At 40.9% G+C, this 16,833-nt stretch carries 14 protein-coding genes; 4 read left to right on the top strand and 10 right to left on the bottom strand.

What is annotated here, in order from left to right:
* Positions 1–210: 210 nt before the first annotated feature.
* Positions 211–1,083: a nucleotidyltransferase-like protein gene (locus LD028_RS08335; RefSeq protein ID WP_237810766.1), complete on the bottom strand. Its 873-nt coding sequence runs from the start codon at positions 1,081–1,083 to the stop codon at positions 211–213.
* Between the two features lie 121 nt (positions 1,084–1,204).
* Between LD028_RS08335 and LD028_RS08330 the strand changes: the two genes are divergently transcribed.
* Positions 1,205–1,567, top strand: a complete 363-nt coding sequence (locus tag LD028_RS08330) for a YgzB family protein (RefSeq protein ID WP_006322086.1) — start codon at positions 1,205–1,207, stop codon at positions 1,565–1,567.
* Between the two features lie 23 nt (positions 1,568–1,590).
* On the opposite strand, the gene perR is transcribed toward LD028_RS08330, so the two are convergent.
* The 6 genes from perR to LD028_RS08300 form a co-directional block, all read right to left on the bottom strand.
* Positions 1,591–2,034 (bottom strand): peroxide-responsive transcriptional repressor PerR, encoded by a 444-nt coding sequence (gene perR, locus LD028_RS08325; protein WP_026011847.1) that lies wholly within the window; start codon positions 2,032–2,034, stop codon positions 1,591–1,593.
* Positions 2,035–2,219: 185 nt separating this feature from the next.
* On the bottom strand, positions 2,220–2,681 hold the full coding sequence (bcp, locus tag LD028_RS08320; protein WP_237811548.1) for a thioredoxin-dependent thiol peroxidase: 462 nt from the start codon (positions 2,679–2,681) through the stop codon (positions 2,220–2,222).
* Positions 2,682–2,693: 12 nt separating this feature from the next.
* Positions 2,694–3,092, bottom strand: coding sequence for an ion channel (locus LD028_RS08315; protein ID WP_237811547.1), 399 nt, complete (start codon positions 3,090–3,092; stop codon positions 2,694–2,696).
* Between the two features lie 44 nt (positions 3,093–3,136).
* On the bottom strand, positions 3,137–3,922 hold the full coding sequence (locus tag LD028_RS08310; protein WP_004888914.1) for an ABC transporter permease: 786 nt from the start codon (positions 3,920–3,922) through the stop codon (positions 3,137–3,139).
* Between the two features lie 4 nt (positions 3,923–3,926).
* Positions 3,927–4,718 (bottom strand): ABC transporter permease, encoded by a 792-nt coding sequence (locus LD028_RS08305; protein ID WP_006322070.1) that lies wholly within the window; start codon positions 4,716–4,718, stop codon positions 3,927–3,929.
* On the bottom strand, positions 4,711–5,706 hold the full coding sequence (locus tag LD028_RS08300; protein WP_237811546.1) for an ABC transporter ATP-binding protein: 996 nt from the start codon (positions 5,704–5,706) through the stop codon (positions 4,711–4,713). Before LD028_RS08300 ends, LD028_RS08305 begins: the two co-directional genes overlap by 8 nt.
* Before the next feature lie 133 nt (positions 5,707–5,839).
* Between LD028_RS08300 and LD028_RS08295 the strand changes: the two genes are divergently transcribed.
* The 3 genes from LD028_RS08295 to LD028_RS08285 all read left to right on the top strand — a co-directional run bounded on the left by LD028_RS08295 (position 5,840) and on the right by LD028_RS08285 (position 13,078).
* Entirely contained in the window at positions 5,840–7,135 is a 1,296-nt protein-coding gene (locus LD028_RS08295; RefSeq protein WP_237811545.1) for a glutamate-1-semialdehyde 2,1-aminomutase, read from the top strand.
* Positions 7,136–7,397: 262 nt separating this feature from the next.
* Positions 7,398–11,870: a glutamate synthase-related protein gene (locus LD028_RS08290; protein ID WP_237811549.1), complete on the top strand. Its 4,473-nt coding sequence runs from the start codon at positions 7,398–7,400 to the stop codon at positions 11,868–11,870.
* A gap of 134 nt (positions 11,871–12,004) precedes the next feature.
* Positions 12,005–13,078 (top strand): FUSC family protein, encoded by a 1,074-nt coding sequence (locus LD028_RS08285; RefSeq protein ID WP_237811544.1) that lies wholly within the window; start codon positions 12,005–12,007, stop codon positions 13,076–13,078.
* Positions 13,079–13,110: 32 nt separating this feature from the next.
* Here LD028_RS08285 and nikC read toward each other — a convergent pair whose 3' ends face one another.
* The 3 genes from nikC to LD028_RS08270 all read right to left on the bottom strand — a co-directional run bounded on the left by nikC (position 13,111) and on the right by LD028_RS08270 (position 16,693).
* On the bottom strand, positions 13,111–14,004 hold the full coding sequence (gene nikC, locus LD028_RS08280; RefSeq protein ID WP_006322061.1) for a nickel transporter permease: 894 nt from the start codon (positions 14,002–14,004) through the stop codon (positions 13,111–13,113).
* 14 nt (positions 14,005–14,018) lie between these two features.
* Positions 14,019–15,023 carry an ABC transporter permease gene (locus LD028_RS08275; protein WP_006322059.1) on the bottom strand — a complete coding sequence of 335 codons (1,005 nt, stop codon included), beginning with the start codon at positions 15,021–15,023 and terminating at the stop codon, positions 14,019–14,021.
* Between the two features lie 65 nt (positions 15,024–15,088).
* Complete coding sequence (locus LD028_RS08270) at positions 15,089–16,693, bottom strand: ABC transporter substrate-binding protein (protein ID WP_006322058.1); 1,605 nt, start codon at positions 16,691–16,693, stop codon at positions 15,089–15,091.
* Positions 16,694–16,833 lie beyond the last annotated feature (140 nt).

Here is a 16,833-nt window from a genome sequence, read left to right as displayed (position 1 = left end):
CTCTCCATAGAAAGTTCATATCTCTAGCTTCTTTACGCTTTTCGCTTCGTTCAGTTTTCAAGGAACATCTTCATCACTATTTGAGCGACTTTCTCATGTTATCACATCACAAATCCGATGTCAACAAGTTTCGTTTTTAACCGCCGCCACATCTCAGTAGCGACGATTAGAAATATATCACGAAAACTTTTAAACGTCAACACCTTTTCTTTATTTTTTTTCAACTACATAGTGTCTATGAAATACTCCTTGTCCTTTCGTTGCAATTTTCTCAACAGTAATTAGGTGTTTTTCAACTAAAAATTCAAGCAAAATCTCCAAATCAACACCATATACCGACAACTCTTTTTCATTTAACAAATCGGCCATAGACCACGATGTTTCTCTCTTCTCCAGCACGTGTATCAGATGACTTGCTCCTTGCTTTAACTTCGAATGAATAAAAAAATCACTTGCTAAAAATAACAATTGCAATCGTTTATCAAGCGGTTCTTCACTCCCGACTAACTCTGCATACAATTTATAAATTTGCGGTTCAATCTGTTTGACCTGATTCCATACAGTAACTTCGGGATAAAAACCGTGTTCGATAATAGATAGACGAGCTAAATGATGAAGAGCATGCAACACATGATTGTACGCATCAAGCCATTGATCTTTTTCAAAAAAACTTCTCCCCTCAATGTAACGACGCACTAGCTTTGCGAACTCTATCCCCATCTTTACCTTTCTTTCCTCTTCCGGAAACTGCAATAGACGTTGACGCAATTGTCCAATATATTCGTTGCGTTCAAATAAAATTTTTCCATTTAACAACCAATTCATTACTTTACGATTTGAACCGAGCAACACCCATTCTTTTACTCGATGTTCATCTACAACGTACAATGATGCACTTTTTTCACCAAACACGTAATGTTTAATAAAAACCGCTTCTTCTCCCTCTCGAACGATAACGAATAAGATAACATCAAATAAATCCGTCTCCGGAGAATAATCCGATCCTCTTTCAACCATTAAAATACCGAGAGTGCGTGACTGACTAGCTCGCTCTTGGTAAATCGGGCGTAACACATCTTCCATAATCGAATCCTCCACTCTTCAACATTGTTTGACCGTATTCGACATTTTTTAAAAAACTCCTGCTTGGTTAATGCTTATCATTCAAAACTTATGATATAGTTATGCGTAGGAGGAGATAAATGTGGGTGTAAAATATTCAAGCAAAATTAACAAAATTCGTACGTTTGCGTTAAGTTTAATTTTTATCGGATTTTTCGTCATGTATGGAGGCATCTTTTTTCGTACATCGCCGATTGTTATGACATTATTTATGATTTTAGGACTGTTGTTTATTATCGCAAGTACAGTCGTTTATTTTTGGATTGGTATGTTGTCGACAAAGACGGTACAAGTCGTTTGCCCTTCATGTAACAAAGTAACAAAAATGCTAGGTCGAGTCGATGTATGTATGTATTGCAACGAACCACTCACCCTTGATCCAACGCTCGAAGGGAAAGAGTTTGATGAAAAATATAATCGGAAAGCAAGGGACAAAAAAAGCTGATAGCATCGATGCTACCAGCTTTTTTAATGATGTCCCTTTTGGCAATCCGGGCACGTTCCGTAAATCTCCATCCGATGATGACTTACTTTAAAACCTGTCACATGTGCCGCTAAATCTTCTACTTCATCTAAGCCCGGGTAATGGAAATCGACAATTTTCCCACATGTTTCGCAAATAACGTGATAGTGATGTGTCGTAACAAAATCGAAACGACTAGATGCGTCACCATACGTTAACTCTTTAACGAGACCGACTTCTTTAAACACGCGCAAATTATTGTACACAGTTGCGACACTCATATTTGGGAATTTTCCTTCCAAAGCTTTATAAATTTCATCCGCTGTTGGATGGGACATTGACTGAATCAAATATTCGAGTATCGCATGACGTTGCGGTGTAATACGGACGCCGGTTTCTTTCAACGTATGAAGCGCTTCTTTTAATTGATGTGCGTGCGTCACCGTCATGCCCCCCCACTTTCATTTATAAAAATTATAATTATTACTTTATAATTTTTATAAATAGTGTACAAAAAAATAAAACCTTTTGTCAATTGTATTTTCCTGAAAGAAAAAAGGGCGACTCTACACAGAATCGCCACATACGTCTTTGAGGAGGTGTGTGCTCTACTATATCGTACGCAACGATTTCATTATTTGTTTGAGCTAATCGCCTGTTTTAAAGCGTTTAGCACCTCTTCAACATGCCCATTTACTTTCACTTTTCTCCATTCTTTTATAATTTGACCATCTGGATCGATTAAAAATGTCGAACGCTCAATCCCCATATACTCTTTCCCAAAATTTTTCTTTAACTTCCACACATCATACAACTTCGCTACGTCTTGCTTTTCATCGGCAAGAAGTAAAAACGGTAAGCGATGCTTTTCAATAAACTTTTTATGTCGTTCAATGGAATCAGGGCTGATTCCGATGACAACTGCCCCAAGTTCCGTGAATACTTCGTATTGATCACGAAACTCACAAGCCTCTGTCGTACACCCTGGCGTCATGTCTTTCGGGTAAAAATATAATACGATGTACTTCCCGCGAAATTGTGACAGCGTGACGTTTTCCCCATTACTTGCTGGCAATGTAAAATCAGGTGCTTTCATGATTCTCTCCCCTTATCTTCTTTCTGCATCTATCACCGTTCGGACAACAAAAGCGGCGGGTAGTGCGTAGCCGAGCAGCGCTTCGACCATCGCAATCCACCGACCAATTCCAATCGGTACAATATCCCCGTAGCCGACCGAAAGTAATGTAACTGCACTAAAATATAAACTCGTTTCGACATATTGAAAAAAGTTAGAAGCGTTTATATTCTCCCCATTTTCTATCATAACAACATGTCCATTTATATGCAAAATTGTATACACGAGTGCAAAACCGATCATTGTCGTTGAATAAACAAATAAAATGGCAATAAAATTTTTCACTGAAATAACAGAACGTTTCGTTTGCCAAAACGAAATAAAACTCATACATATAACAAAAACGATCATGCCAATCCACACATACGTCACAACATCCCCTCCTGTTCCTTTATATATACGAGGGGATGTTTTATTTAATTCCCCGCACCACGATAACGTTTGACGCCCGCATTCCATAGCAGCAACGATAACGTAAAACATACAATGCCCATCACCGGTGTTAAAAATGAATACATATACCATTCCGTTTTACGCAAAAAATACGCCGACGGATACACGCCGACAAACGCAAACGGTAAAATCCATGTCAAAATGTAGCGAATAATACGATTATAAATATCAACCGGATATCTCCCGTAGTTTCCTATGTTATACATCATCGGCATAATTGAACTGCGCGCATCAGACCAAAAACTGATGCTTGCTAACGAAATAAAAATGCCTGCGTAAACAAACGTTCCTCCTAGCACGAACAACACAAACAAAATCGCATCATACCAATGAAACGTTATATCTAATCGAGACGCAGCATACCCCATGACAATGAAACCGGTAATACCTCCAAGGAGCGACTCGAGTTCCATTCGTTCAAGTACAATTTGAAATAAACTATGCACAGGTCGAGTTAACACTCGATCCATCTCTCCGCGCACAATATATCGTTCATTAAAATCCCAAATGTTAAAAAATGAAGCAAATAAAGCGAAAGGAATTAAAAAGAAACCATAAATAAAAATAATTTCATCGCGCGTCCAACCGTTTAATAATTGCGTATGCCCAAATACAACAAGAATAAAAATTAAATTTACCCCTTGAAACATCAGATCAGACAAAAACTCAACAACCAAATCCGTTCGATATTGCAACTTTGTCTTAATATATTGGCTCATATATTGGAAGAAAATAGACATATAAAACATATGTTCACCCCCCTTGAATGATAAGTTTTCGTTTGGCTGCTTTCCATAGCAAATAAATCGGAACGATCAATACGACACACCAAACAGCTTGAAACATCATTCCTCTGATCGCAGCATCCCCTGTGAAGCTTTCCGTAAAAATCATACTTGGGATGTAACTAATCGCTTGAAAAGGCAAGTAGTGCATCACATGTTGCGCCCACTCGGGATAAAAACTAATCGGCAAAATGAGCCCCGAAAATAAATCAATAATGAAACGTTTAGCCCGAAGTAACCCTTCCCCGTTTAACGTAAAAAATGTGACCATCCCTGCTAATAAATTGAGCTGCGAGTTAATAATAAAGCTAAGCGTTGTCGATAAAGCGAAGTAACCCCACGTATGAACATTCGTTGTAAATTGGAGCGAAAAAACGAATGTAACGATAACCATGCCCGGAAGCGAGAAGAAAAGTAAGCGAAAAATTCCTTCTCCAAGCCCTTGCATCGTTTTCATGACTAAATAGTTGTACGGACGAATCAGTTCAATCGCCACTTTGCCATCACGAATTTCCATCGCAATTTCACGATCAATGTTATTAAAATAAAACGCTCTTGCCATCCATGCGATCGCCACATACGTCGTCATTTGTTCTACTGTCATCCCTTGAATAGACGATTGCCCTCCATAAATGGCAGACCACAAAAAATAATACGCACCAATATTGATGCTATAAATAAAAATGCCGCTATAATAATTCGTTCGATAAGCTAACATCATTAAAAAACGCATACGAATCATTTCAATATATTTAGCCATGATGAATCCCTTCTTCATAAATGTTGCGAATAATTTCTTCCGTTGAAACTTCACGAATGTGAATATCTTTTAACTCATAGGAAGAAACAACTTTTCCGATCACATGTGCCATATCATTCGCGCGAACATGCGCAATCCAGCTGTATCGGTCTTCCCCTTGTTCCCATGTAACATGAACGAGCGATGTCAGCTCTTCTTTTGAAACAAGATCTCGAAATTGGAAGTGAATTTGTTTTCCTTCCCCCCAGTTTTGTTTTAAATGTTGCAATGACCCATCATAAATGATTTTCCCTTCATCGAGCATAATAACGCGTTCACAAAGCGCTTCAATATCTGTCATATCATGCGTCGTTAATAAAATCGTCGTGTTGTATTTTTCGTTAATTTCTTTTAAAAACTGACGAATTTTTAACTTAACAAGCACATCTAAACCAATTGTTGGCTCATCTAAAAATAAAAGTGGCGGATTATGAATAAGGGCGGCAGCCAATTCACAGCGCATTCGTTGACCAAGCGATAACTTGCGCACCGGCTTATCAAGTAACGGACCAATATCTAACGTTTCAATGACATGCTCCATATGTTCGTTATAGTCTTGGTCAGAAACGCGGTATACTTTTTTTAACAACCGGAATGACTCTTGCACCGCAATATCCCACCATAATTGCGATCGCTGACCAAACACAACGCCGATCGTCTGCACGAAACGTTCCCGCTCTTTATGTGGATTCATCCCATTCACAACAACTCGTCCAGATGTCGGCGTTAAAATTCCTGTTAACATTTTGATTGTCGTCGATTTACCTGCTCCGTTTTCTCCAATGTATCCAACCATTTCGCCCTGTTTGACAGCAAATGAAATATCGTCGACAGCACGAATGACTTTATAGTTTCTCGTGAACAAATCACGAAACGCTCCTGCTAAACCAGACCGACTAGAGTAAGATTTAAATTCTTTCCGTAGTTTTTCTACTTCAATCGCATACATGTTCCTCACCTCTTATGAAATCACTATTTACTAGTGTAACGAAAATGTTGAAACTCAACAAATGGTGTGCTCAAATAAATGTGATAAAATAAACACCATGAAAGAAATTTTACATAAAAGGAGGAGGCTTCGCGTGAATTTTACGAAGTCTGAACAATTATATCAAGAAGCTCTTGAACATATCGTTGGTGGCGTCAACAGCCCTTCTCGTTCATATAAAGCGGTTGGAGGCGGTGCTCCTGTCGTGATGGAAAGAGCACAAGGGGCATATTTTTGGGATGTAGATGGAAACAAATATATCGACTATTTAGCTGCTTATGGCCCTATTATTACCGGACATGCCCACCCGCACATTACAAAAGCAATTCAACACGCAGCTGAAAACGGTGTTTTATATGGGACACCAACACCGTATGAAATTACGTTCGCGAAAATGTTAAAAGAAGCGATCCCTTCCCTCGAAAAGGTGCGTTTCGTCAATTCGGGAACAGAAGCGGTCATGACAACAATTCGCGTCGCACGCGCATACACAGGTCGTGATAAAATCGTGAAATTTGCAGGTTGTTATCACGGCCATTCCGATCTCGTTCTTGTTGCGGCTGGTTCTGGACCATCCACATTAGGTACACCTGATTCAGCCGGGGTACCAAAAAGCATTGCACAAGAAGTGATTACTGTTCCTTTTAATGATGTCGATGCGTTTAAACAAGCGATGGATCGTTGGGGAAATGAAGTAGCAGCCGTTCTTGTCGAGCCTATCGTTGGTAACTTCGGTATCGTTGAACCAAAACCAGGCTTTTTACAAGCAATTAACGATATTGCTCACGCGGTCGGAGCGCTCGTCATTTACGATGAAGTCATTACAGCTTTTCGTTTTATGTATGGTGGCGCTCAAAACTTGCTCGGCATCGAACCAGACTTAACTGCACTCGGAAAAATTATTGGTGGCGGATTACCAATTGGTGCGTATGGCGGTAGAAAAGACATTATGGAACAAGTAGCTCCACTCGGTCCTGCTTACCAAGCCGGAACGATGGCGGGAAATCCCGCTTCCATTTTAGCAGGTATTGCTTGTTTAGAAGTATTACAACAAGAAGGCGTGTACGAACATCTCGATCATCTCGGCGCGATGTTAGAGGCTGGCATTTTAACACATGCGAAAACATACGATATTCCTGTGACGATTAACCGTCTAAAAGGAGCACTCACCGTATACTTTTCAACAGAAAAAGTAGAAAACTATGAACAAGCCGAACGAACAGATGGAGAAATGTTTGCTAAATTTTTCAAGCTTATGCTTCATCAAGGGATTAATCTTGCTCCTTCGAAATATGAAGCATGGTTCATTACATTAGCCCATACAGAAGAAGACATTGAATATACAATTAAAGCAGTAGAACACGCATTTAAATCCTTAAAAAATGAATAAATATACAAAATAACGAGGTGATACATATGTTTCCACCTCGTTTTTTTACGCTCAAAATCAATGAAAACGCTTACAAATTTCATGAACGTTTTGTTACATGAACTGAATATCATATCCAAAAACATGAATAAATAATTGATTTTCTGTCATGGTCGTGTTAATATAGATTATAAAATTTAGAAAATTTTATTTTTTAAAAAAGTTTTTTGTAGGAGGTGGCGAAGGCGAGAAGCGAATGATAGTCGCTTGCAAGCCGCATGCTATGAAACAACGGTGGAATCCAGCTTCATTTCAACATTTTTACAAACATGAGCACGACGCGTGTGGAATTGTCGCTGCGGTTGAAAAACGACGCATCCCGACAAGAGAAAACATTACAACATGTATTAACGCCCTCGTCACAATGAATCATCGCGCAGGATTTATCAACGGAGAAGGAGATGGCGTCGGCATCCACATCGACATTCCAAAAGCACTTTGGAAAGAAAAATTGGCTGTTGCCCAACTTAATCCCCAACTCGTTGACCGCGATGATTTTATCGTTGGCCATATATTTATTACACGAACAACGAACGTGGAAGAAAAAAAAGCACGTATGCGCCAATTGTTTGCTCAGTCCCAATTGACGCTCATTTTTGAATCTGACCGCGTTACATCTTCTTCAGCGCTCGGTCCAATTGCTTTACGCGAAGAACCAGTATTTTGGCAAGTTGCTCTTTTACCAAATCATCAACAAAAAACATTATCTCAAGCATTATTTGAATTAACAATTGAGATCGAAAAAGATGAACATATTCATGTCGCTTCGTTAAGCAATCATCACGCGATTTATAAAGTCATGGGTGCTGGTGATATTTTACCAAAATATTATCATGACTTAGCGAGTCCGCTTGTCGCATCTACGATGACACTTGGCCATAATCGCTATTCAACAAATACATTATCAAACTTTTTCCGCGTTCAACCGTTCAGCGTTCTAGGTCATAACGGTGAAATTAACACGATTGCCAAACTACGTGAAGAAGCAACAATGATCGGTGTCCCATTGACAAACGGCGGAAGCGATTCGCAAGATTTAAGCCGTACGATGGAAACGCTCATTTATCGAGATGGTTATACGCTATTTGAAGCGATGGACTTTTTATTCCCACCAATCGTAAACGAAATAAAAAACTATCCAGATCATTTACAAGATTTATATACTTACATTCGCGAAGCTTGGGGACATTTTGCGCAAGGACCTGCCGGCATTATTTCTCGCCATGCCGACGAAGCCGTGTTTAGCGTCGATGCACTTGGATTGCGTCCACTTTGGAAAATTGAAACAGAGCATCGTTACGTGTTCGCATCGGAACCAGGCGTTATTCCAGCGTGCGAATATACAGGAGAACCAAAACCGCTCGCACCAGGAGAAAAAATCGGCCTAACGTGGCAAGCAGACGGATCGATTCGTGTTTACGAATATGCCGATTATCAGCAAGAAGTATACAATCGTATTCGAAAGCGTTTAAATATCGAAAATATGCGCCAACGTTTACAAACACCAACATTTAAACCATATGTGTTCGTTGCGCAACCAACAAAAGTGCATAATGGACAATACGCTGCATTCGGTTGGGATCGCGAGCATATTCAATTGCTCGAACAGATGGCGGAAAAAGGGGCAGAGCCTATTCGTTCGCTCGGTCATGACGCTCCGCTTGCAGCGATCGATCCTGAGCGAAAAAACATTGCTGATTTCATAAAAGAAAGTGTGGCGGTTGTCACCAACCCTGCTATTGACCGCGACCGCGAAACAGAACATTTTTCGACGCGCGTGGTTGTCGGAAAGCGGCCAAGTATTGTTTCACATGAAGAACATCCGTACACAGTTGAACTTCTTTCACCTATTTTAATTGAAGGAAAGCTCGGAAACGAATGTGCCGAAACATTGCAGCAACCATCATATGATCAACTCGTCCATGCATTTGAAGAAAAACAATTAGCGTACTTTATATCAGCGACGTTCGTTGAGCACGAAACGATCCCGATGGCGCTTAATCGCTTAGGCAAAGAAGCATGTGAAGCTGTCGCAAATGGGAAAACGTTACTTATTATTGACGATGTAAAAGCGCATCAAAGTGGGCATTTATGGATTGATCCACTCCTTGTCATATCAGTCATCGATCAAGCGTTAACAAAAGCAAATTTACGAAGAGAATGTTCCCTTCTTCTTCGTTCAGGAGCAATTCGCTCATTGCATGACTTTATCGTTGCTTACGGACTTGGTGCGAACGTCATTAGCCCATATTTAATGTTTGCGACAGTAGCTGACACGTCAACTCGTCCAGCAATTCATTTATATCAAGCATTAAATAAAGGGCTTGAAAAAGTCATCTCAACGATCGGGATTCATGAATTGCGCGGGTATAGCCGTCTGTTTTCGTCCATTGGGCTACACGAAGACATTGCATCTGTATTAAATATCGTGAACTTTTTTGGCTCAGATTCACTTAGTCAAAATTTCGAAGCACTAAAACAAGATGCGATCGCCCGTGCAAAAGATTTTGAAGCAGAGCAAGCAAAGTTACGAAAAACGTTTCACGTATTCCCACGTATTTGGAAAGCAATTGGCGAAGTGGCGCAAACAGGATCATACGATTCATATCGTGAAAAATTAACAGAAATTGAAACCGAAACACCAACAGCCATTCGCCATTTAACAGACTTAAAACAAGCAGACGTCCCTGCTAAAAAAGAACACGTCGACATTTCAGTTGGTGAACATAGCTTGCCGTTTGTCATTGCTTCGATGTCCTTCGGTTCACAAAATGAAATTGCCTTTCGTGCATATGCCGAAGCAGCAAATCGCCTCAACATGATTAGCTTAAACGGTGAAGGTGGCGAAATTAAAGATATGCTCGGTAAATATCCGCGCACGCGCGGGCAACAGGTCGCCTCTGGTCGATTTGGCGTTAATGCTGAGCTACTTAATTCATCCAATTTGCTCGAAATTAAAATTGGGCAAGGGGCAAAACCAGGCGAAGGTGGTCATTTACCAGGTTCAAAAGTAACAGCTAAAATTGCTGAAGCGCGAAACGCAACGATCGGCTCTGACTTAATTTCACCGTCAAACAACCATGACATTTATTCGATCGAAGACTTAGCACAAATGATTGCTGAATTAAAAACAGCAAATGACCAAGCAAAAGTGGCTGTCAAAGTACCCGTCGTCCCTAATATCGGCACGATTGCGGTCGGCATCGCAAAAGCTGGGGCGGACATTATTACATTAAGCGGCTTCGACGGCGGCACCGGAGCGGCACGCATTCATGCTATTCAACATGTTGGCTTGCCTGTAGAAATTGGCGTCAAAGCGGCACATAACGCCCTTTTAGAAGCTGGATTGCGCCATCAGGTTGAAATTTGGGCAGACGGCGGCATTAAAAGCGCGATGGACGTAATAAAAGTGATGCTTCTCGGCGCCAATCGCGTCGGTTTCGGAACATTAGCGATGATTGCCATCGGATGTACGACATGCCGTGGTTGCCATTTAGATACGTGCCATGTCGGAATCGCTACGCAAATTGAATCAGAAGCACAAGCAAAGGAACACGGTTTACGTCGCTTCGTTCCAAGACAATTCGAGCAAGCCGTACAAAACTTAGTTCGTTTCTTTACGGCGTTCGGTGAAGAACTTAAATCCCTCACCGCATCGCTTGGTTATACAAACTTACAACAACTTGTTGGCCGCTCCGATTTACTTGAACAAACACGCGGACGAGATCGCATCAACTTAGCGACATTATTAAAACCGTTAGACATCGGTCAATGGTATCAAAAAGAAGTAGCAGCAACATCGGAAGAAGGAAAACTTGCGGTGGCCGCTGGTGCTGAATATTTAGACTACCAAGTTGAAGACTTGCATCGCTCACGTGAATTTTCAACTGTCACAGCTGAACAGCGTGTACTCGGTAGCCGTGTTGCATGCCATCGGGTACGTGGTCGATTAGACGGATCGTACAAAAAATTACCAAATATTTCTCTGCGCTATAAAGACGGGTCTGTGCCGGGCAATGGGCTCGGTGCGTATAACGTCGCGGGTATTCATATTCACGTCGATGGCGGAGCACAAGATGGCGTCGGAAAAACATCGTTTGGTGGTGGTATTTTCATCTTTAAATCAAAAGGAAAAGACGGGAAGTTTTACAACGGATCAGTCGGAAAAGGATTTGGCTACGGCGCCCAAAAAGGACTATTAGTCGTGCAAGGAAATGCCGATGCGCGTGCAGGCATTCGCCTATCAGGGGCGGATATGATTATCGGCGGTCAAGTGACAAAACCAATTCCTGAAGTAGAACATGGCAATATCGGTGTCAACGCAAACATTAAAGGATTTGCCTTTGAATATATGACAAACGGTCGCGGACTCGTGCTCGGAGACCCTGGCCCATGGATTTGTGCAGGAATGACAGGCGGTGTCATCTATTTGCGCCATCAACCAGAAATGGGATTAACGAAAACAGCTCTTGAACGCCGCATCGCCAAAGGTGCCAACGTCACGATTCAACCGCTAAACGAAAAAGGAAAAGCAGACGTTAAAGAACTACTTGGCACATATATTGATTTACTTATCGAACATGAACAGCACGACGAAGTAGCAACGATTCAACCGCTGTTGCAACAGCCGGAACAACACTTTTTCCAAGTCATTCCGAAAAAAGAACAAGCTGATCCATCGGTGTCAACAGAATAAACATAAAAAGAACTGTCTCGAAAATGAGGCAGTTCTTTTAATTTTTTTCCTTTTTTCTTGATATACTGATGAAAAGCATGTATATTTGTTTGTTGTTCTTACAAGATGATAAAAAGAAAGGAATTTGAGTGACGATGAGACTTGGAGCCCGCGTCCTTAAAACCGGGATTGCGATTACGTTTGCTTTAGTTTTAGCGAAATTACTTCAGCTACCTTCACCTGTATTTGCTGGCATTTCGGCTGTCTTTGCGATGCAACCAACGATTTATCGTTCATATTTGTCTCTAATTGAACAAGTGCAGGCTAACGTTATTGGTGCCATTTTCGCGATCGTTTTTACACTAATTTTCGGACACGATCCGTTTATTATCGGATTAACTGCCATTTTAGTTATTGCGTTGTTTCTTCGTCTTCGTTTGGAATCTTCTATTTCTGTCGCACTTGTGACAGTTATTGCCATCATGGAATATACAGAACAACACTTTATTGAATTTGCACTCATTCGCTTTTCGACCATTATGCTAGGCGTACTTGCAGCATTTGTCGTAAATTTAGTCTTCCTTCCACCGAAGTACGAGAAAAAGCTATATACAAAAATTGTTGAATATACGGAACATATTTTGAAATGGATTCGCATGAATGTTCGACATGCATCTGAGCATCATTTACTAAAAGAAGACATCGAAAAATTAAAAGAAAATATGATGAAACTAGATCAACTGTATTTACTTTACAAAGAAGAACGGACGTATTTTCGTAAACAGAAATATAGTAAATCGCGCAAACTCGTATTGTATCGCCAAATGATTGTTGCAACAAACCGAGCGTTAGAGACGTTAAAATTGTTGCATCGTTTAGAAAACGAGCTAGCCCATACATCTGCTGAACTTCAAGACGCCATTAAAAACGAACTCGACTGTTTACTAAATTACCATGATCAAATATTGCTGAAGTTCATTGGAAAAGCAAAATCCGATCCACAATCACAATTTGCGACAGAAGCGTGCTTTGGAAAAAAAGGATTAATCCACTCGTTTTTAAGCCATTACGCTGAACAAAGTGTTCACCAAGAAAATTATCAACTATTTCCACTGATCGGGGCGATTATTGAATATAGTCATCAACTTGAACATTTAGATACACTCATCGAAAGTTTTCATCATTATCATAAAGAAGAACATGTCGTCCCTACTCCAGAACAAGAATAAAAGATGTCCCGGCTGTGTCTCGGGACATCTTTTTAGCTCTTCATGCGCGGATCCAATGCATCGCGCAATCCATCTCCCATTAAGTTAAATCCTAACACCGTTAGCATGATTGCCAGCCCTGGAAAAATCATCGTCCAAGGCGCCTGTGTTAAATACGCTTTTGAATCGGCTAGCATTTTCCCCCATTCCGGGTTCGGCGGCTGAGCTCCTAATCCGAGAAACCCAAGCGCTGCTGCTTCAATGATTGCCGTCGCAATCGCAAGCGTGCCTTGCACAATAATCGGCGCCATGCTGTTTGGTAAAATGTGATGAAATAAAATGCGTGCATCACTCATCCCGATTGCTTTTGCTGCTGTAATATACTCCTCCTGCTTAATGCTTAATACACGCGAACGAATGAGACGACCGAAGTTTGGAATGTTAATGACTGCAATCGCAATAAGTGCATTTTTCAACGACGGTCCTAAAACGGCAACGATGCCGATTGCTAACAAAATACTTGGAAACGCCAGCATAATGTCAAATATGCGCGAAATGACGGCGTCGATCCAACGCCCATAATACCCTGCGATAATTCCAAGTAAAGAACCGATGACTACCGAACCTAATACTGAAAAAAATCCGACCCATAGCGAAATGCGTGCTCCATAAACGACGCGAGAAAAAATATCTCTCCCGAAATCGTCTGTCCCAAATATATGGTCTTTCGATGGAGCTTGTAAACGCATCGAAAGTTGTTGATCGTTCATCTCGTACGGAGCAATTAATGGGGCAAAAACAGCAAGCAAAATGAAAAATAGTACAATGCCGCTTCCGACGAGAGCCATTTTATTTTTCCGAAAGCGAATCCATCCTTCTTTCCATAACGATGTCGCTTGTTCTTCTTGTTGTACAATATTTGCTTCGTTTCGTGCAAGCTCAGCCAATTCGCTTCCCTCCTTTAGTTATATTTAATGCGCGGATCGATCGCTGCATATAACAAATCCACAATTAAATTAATGAAAATAAAAATCATCGCCACAATCAAAATACCAGATTGAATGACAGGGTAATCACGATAGCCGATCGCTTCATAAATATAGCGACCAATTCCCGGCCAGCTAAAAATCGTTTCGGTTAAAATCGCACCGCCAAGCAACAACCCCATTTGCAAGCCAATCACCGTCAACACAGGGATGATCGCATTTTTTAACGAATGCTTGTACACTACCCAAAACATACTTAATCCTTTCGCACGTGCTGTGCGAATATAATCGGACTTCATCACCTCAAGCATGCTTGAGCGAGTCATGCGAGCAATAATCGCCATTGGGATCGTTGCTAAAGCGACGCTCGGAAGCACTAAATGTTGCAACGTTTGAACAAACTGATCTGTATGTCCTTGCATTAACGTATCAATGACATATAAGTGGGTAATCGGTTCAATCGGATTACGAACATCTTCACGTCCAGATGTTGGAAACCAATCTAAGTTAATTGCAAAAATCCATTGTTCCATCAACCCAAGCCAAAAAATCGGCATCGAAACGCCAACTAACGCTAACACCATCGCTACATAGTCAAACCAAGAATTTTGAAACCATGCACTAATAATACCTGCATTGACACCGATCACAACAGCGATGAACATTGCTGCAAGCGATAATTCTAATGTCGCTGCTAAATATGGCCAAATTTCTTGCGAGACCGCAACCCCCGTACGCAGCGATTCCCCTAAATCCCCTTTTAATAATCCACCGAGATATTTAATATATTGAACATACCACGGTTGATCTAATCCGAGTTTATGCGTTAATGCTTCAACAGCTTCTTTCGTCGCCTTTTGTCCTAAAATGACTTGAGCTGGGTTACCTGGAATAGCACGAATCATAAAAAATACAACGAGCGACATACCAAGCAACACAGGAATGACCGTTAACAAGCGTTTGATCGTATATGAAAACATACGTCTCACTCCTTTCTCACATGATGGAAAGGGAGAGGATTCCCTCCCCTCCCTCAACACAACGATTATTTAAACTGTACTTTTGTAAATTTATCCGTTCCTGTCGGATGCGGATTAAATCCTTCAACGTTTGCTTTACCTGCTAATAACGGTGTTGAGTGTACGAGCGGAATCCATGGTGCGTCTTCTTTAATAATTTCTTGCGCTTTTTTGTACAATTCATTTCGTTTGTTTTCATCGCTAACTGTTTGCGCTTCGATTAAAATGTTGTGCAACTCATCGTTTGCATAGTACGTGTAGTTGTTGCTTCCAATGCTATCTTTATCAAGTAGCGCATACAAGAAGTTGTCAGCGTCACCGTTATCACCTGTCCAACCGAGCAAGAACGCATCTGCTTCTCCTTTTGCTACTTTATCTAAGTATGTTGCCCATTCATACGTGACGATTTTTGCTTTTACCCCAATTTTCGCAAAGCTTGCTTGCAACGCTTCAGCTACTTTTTGTCCATCTGGCATGTACGGACGTGGAACAGGCATCGCCCATAATTCCATTTCAAATCCGTTTGGATAACCAGCTTCTGCAAGCAATTGTTTTGCTTTTTCTAAATCATACGGATAATCTTGAATCGCATCATTATAGCCAGGAATGCTTGGTGGCAATGGGTTTTTCGCAGGTTGTGCTTGACCTGCATAAAACGCATCAATGATCGCCTGTTTATCGACCGCATGATTCAACGCTTGACGAACGAGTTTATTGCCTAACGGACCACGTGTAACCGTTAATCCGACATAACCAACGTTCATCGAAGGACGTTTAAACACTTGGAAATCTTTATTTCCTTCTACTTGAGCTAAATCAGAAGGATTCAAATCTTCCATAATATCAATCTCGCCTTTTAATAACGCATTCAAACGAGCAGAGTTATCTGGGATAGACACGAAAATTAATTTATCAAGTTTTGGATGTCCTTCTAACCAATATTCTTTATTTTTCTCAAGCACGATGCGCTCATTGCGTTTCCACTCTTTAAAGACGAACGGTCCCGTTCCAACAGGATTTTCACCAAATTTATCGCCATATTTTTTTACGGCTTCAGGACTAGCAATCGCAAACGGTACCATCGCAAGGTTTTTTAAGAATGGTGCTTGCGGACGTTTTAAAACAAACTGCACAGTATGTTCATCTAACGCTTTTACTTCTTTAATGACATGCCCTTCATCGTTTTTGTATCCACCAAACATAGAGCCGTAGTATGGGAACGTATCCGCATTTCCGTTTGCCCAACGTTCAAAGTTAAATACAACCGCTTCTGCGTTAAAATCTGTTCCGTCGTGGAACTTCACGCCTTTACGAAGCGTAAACGTATACGTAAGTCCATCTGGGGAAACTTCCCATTTTTCCGCTAATGCCGGTTGGATCGACGTGTCGCCATCATTGTAATCGAGCAATGTGTCAAAAATGTTTTTCGTGACTTTAAACGATTCACCGTCTGTCACTGTCGCTGGGTCTAATCCAACGGAGTCTCCGCCACGCCCATAAACGAGCGTTGTCGGCTTGTTCGTTTCTTCTGTCTTCTCTCCACCTGTTTGTTCCGACTTGCCGCAACCTGCAAGCGCAGTCGCTGCTACAAGAAGAAACGTAAGCATGGTGAGTAACCATTTTTTCTTCATTTCTTTTCCCCCTTAGTAAATAATATATATTTCATCGCTTGCCATCTTTATGTATAAAGATGGCAAGCGACAGACTGTTGAAAAACGATTTTGTCAAGGACAAAATCGTTTTTCTTTTGTTAATATGTTAAAGGAAAACT

The sequence above is a fragment of the Anoxybacillus sp. LAT27 genome (assembly GCF_022030075.1).
Taxonomy (GTDB): Bacteria; Bacillota; Bacilli; order Bacillales; family Anoxybacillaceae; genus Anoxybacillus; species Anoxybacillus kestanbolensis.
The sequence above is the reverse complement of the archived record's forward strand: the minus strand, read 5'-3'. Positions and strand labels throughout refer to the sequence as shown.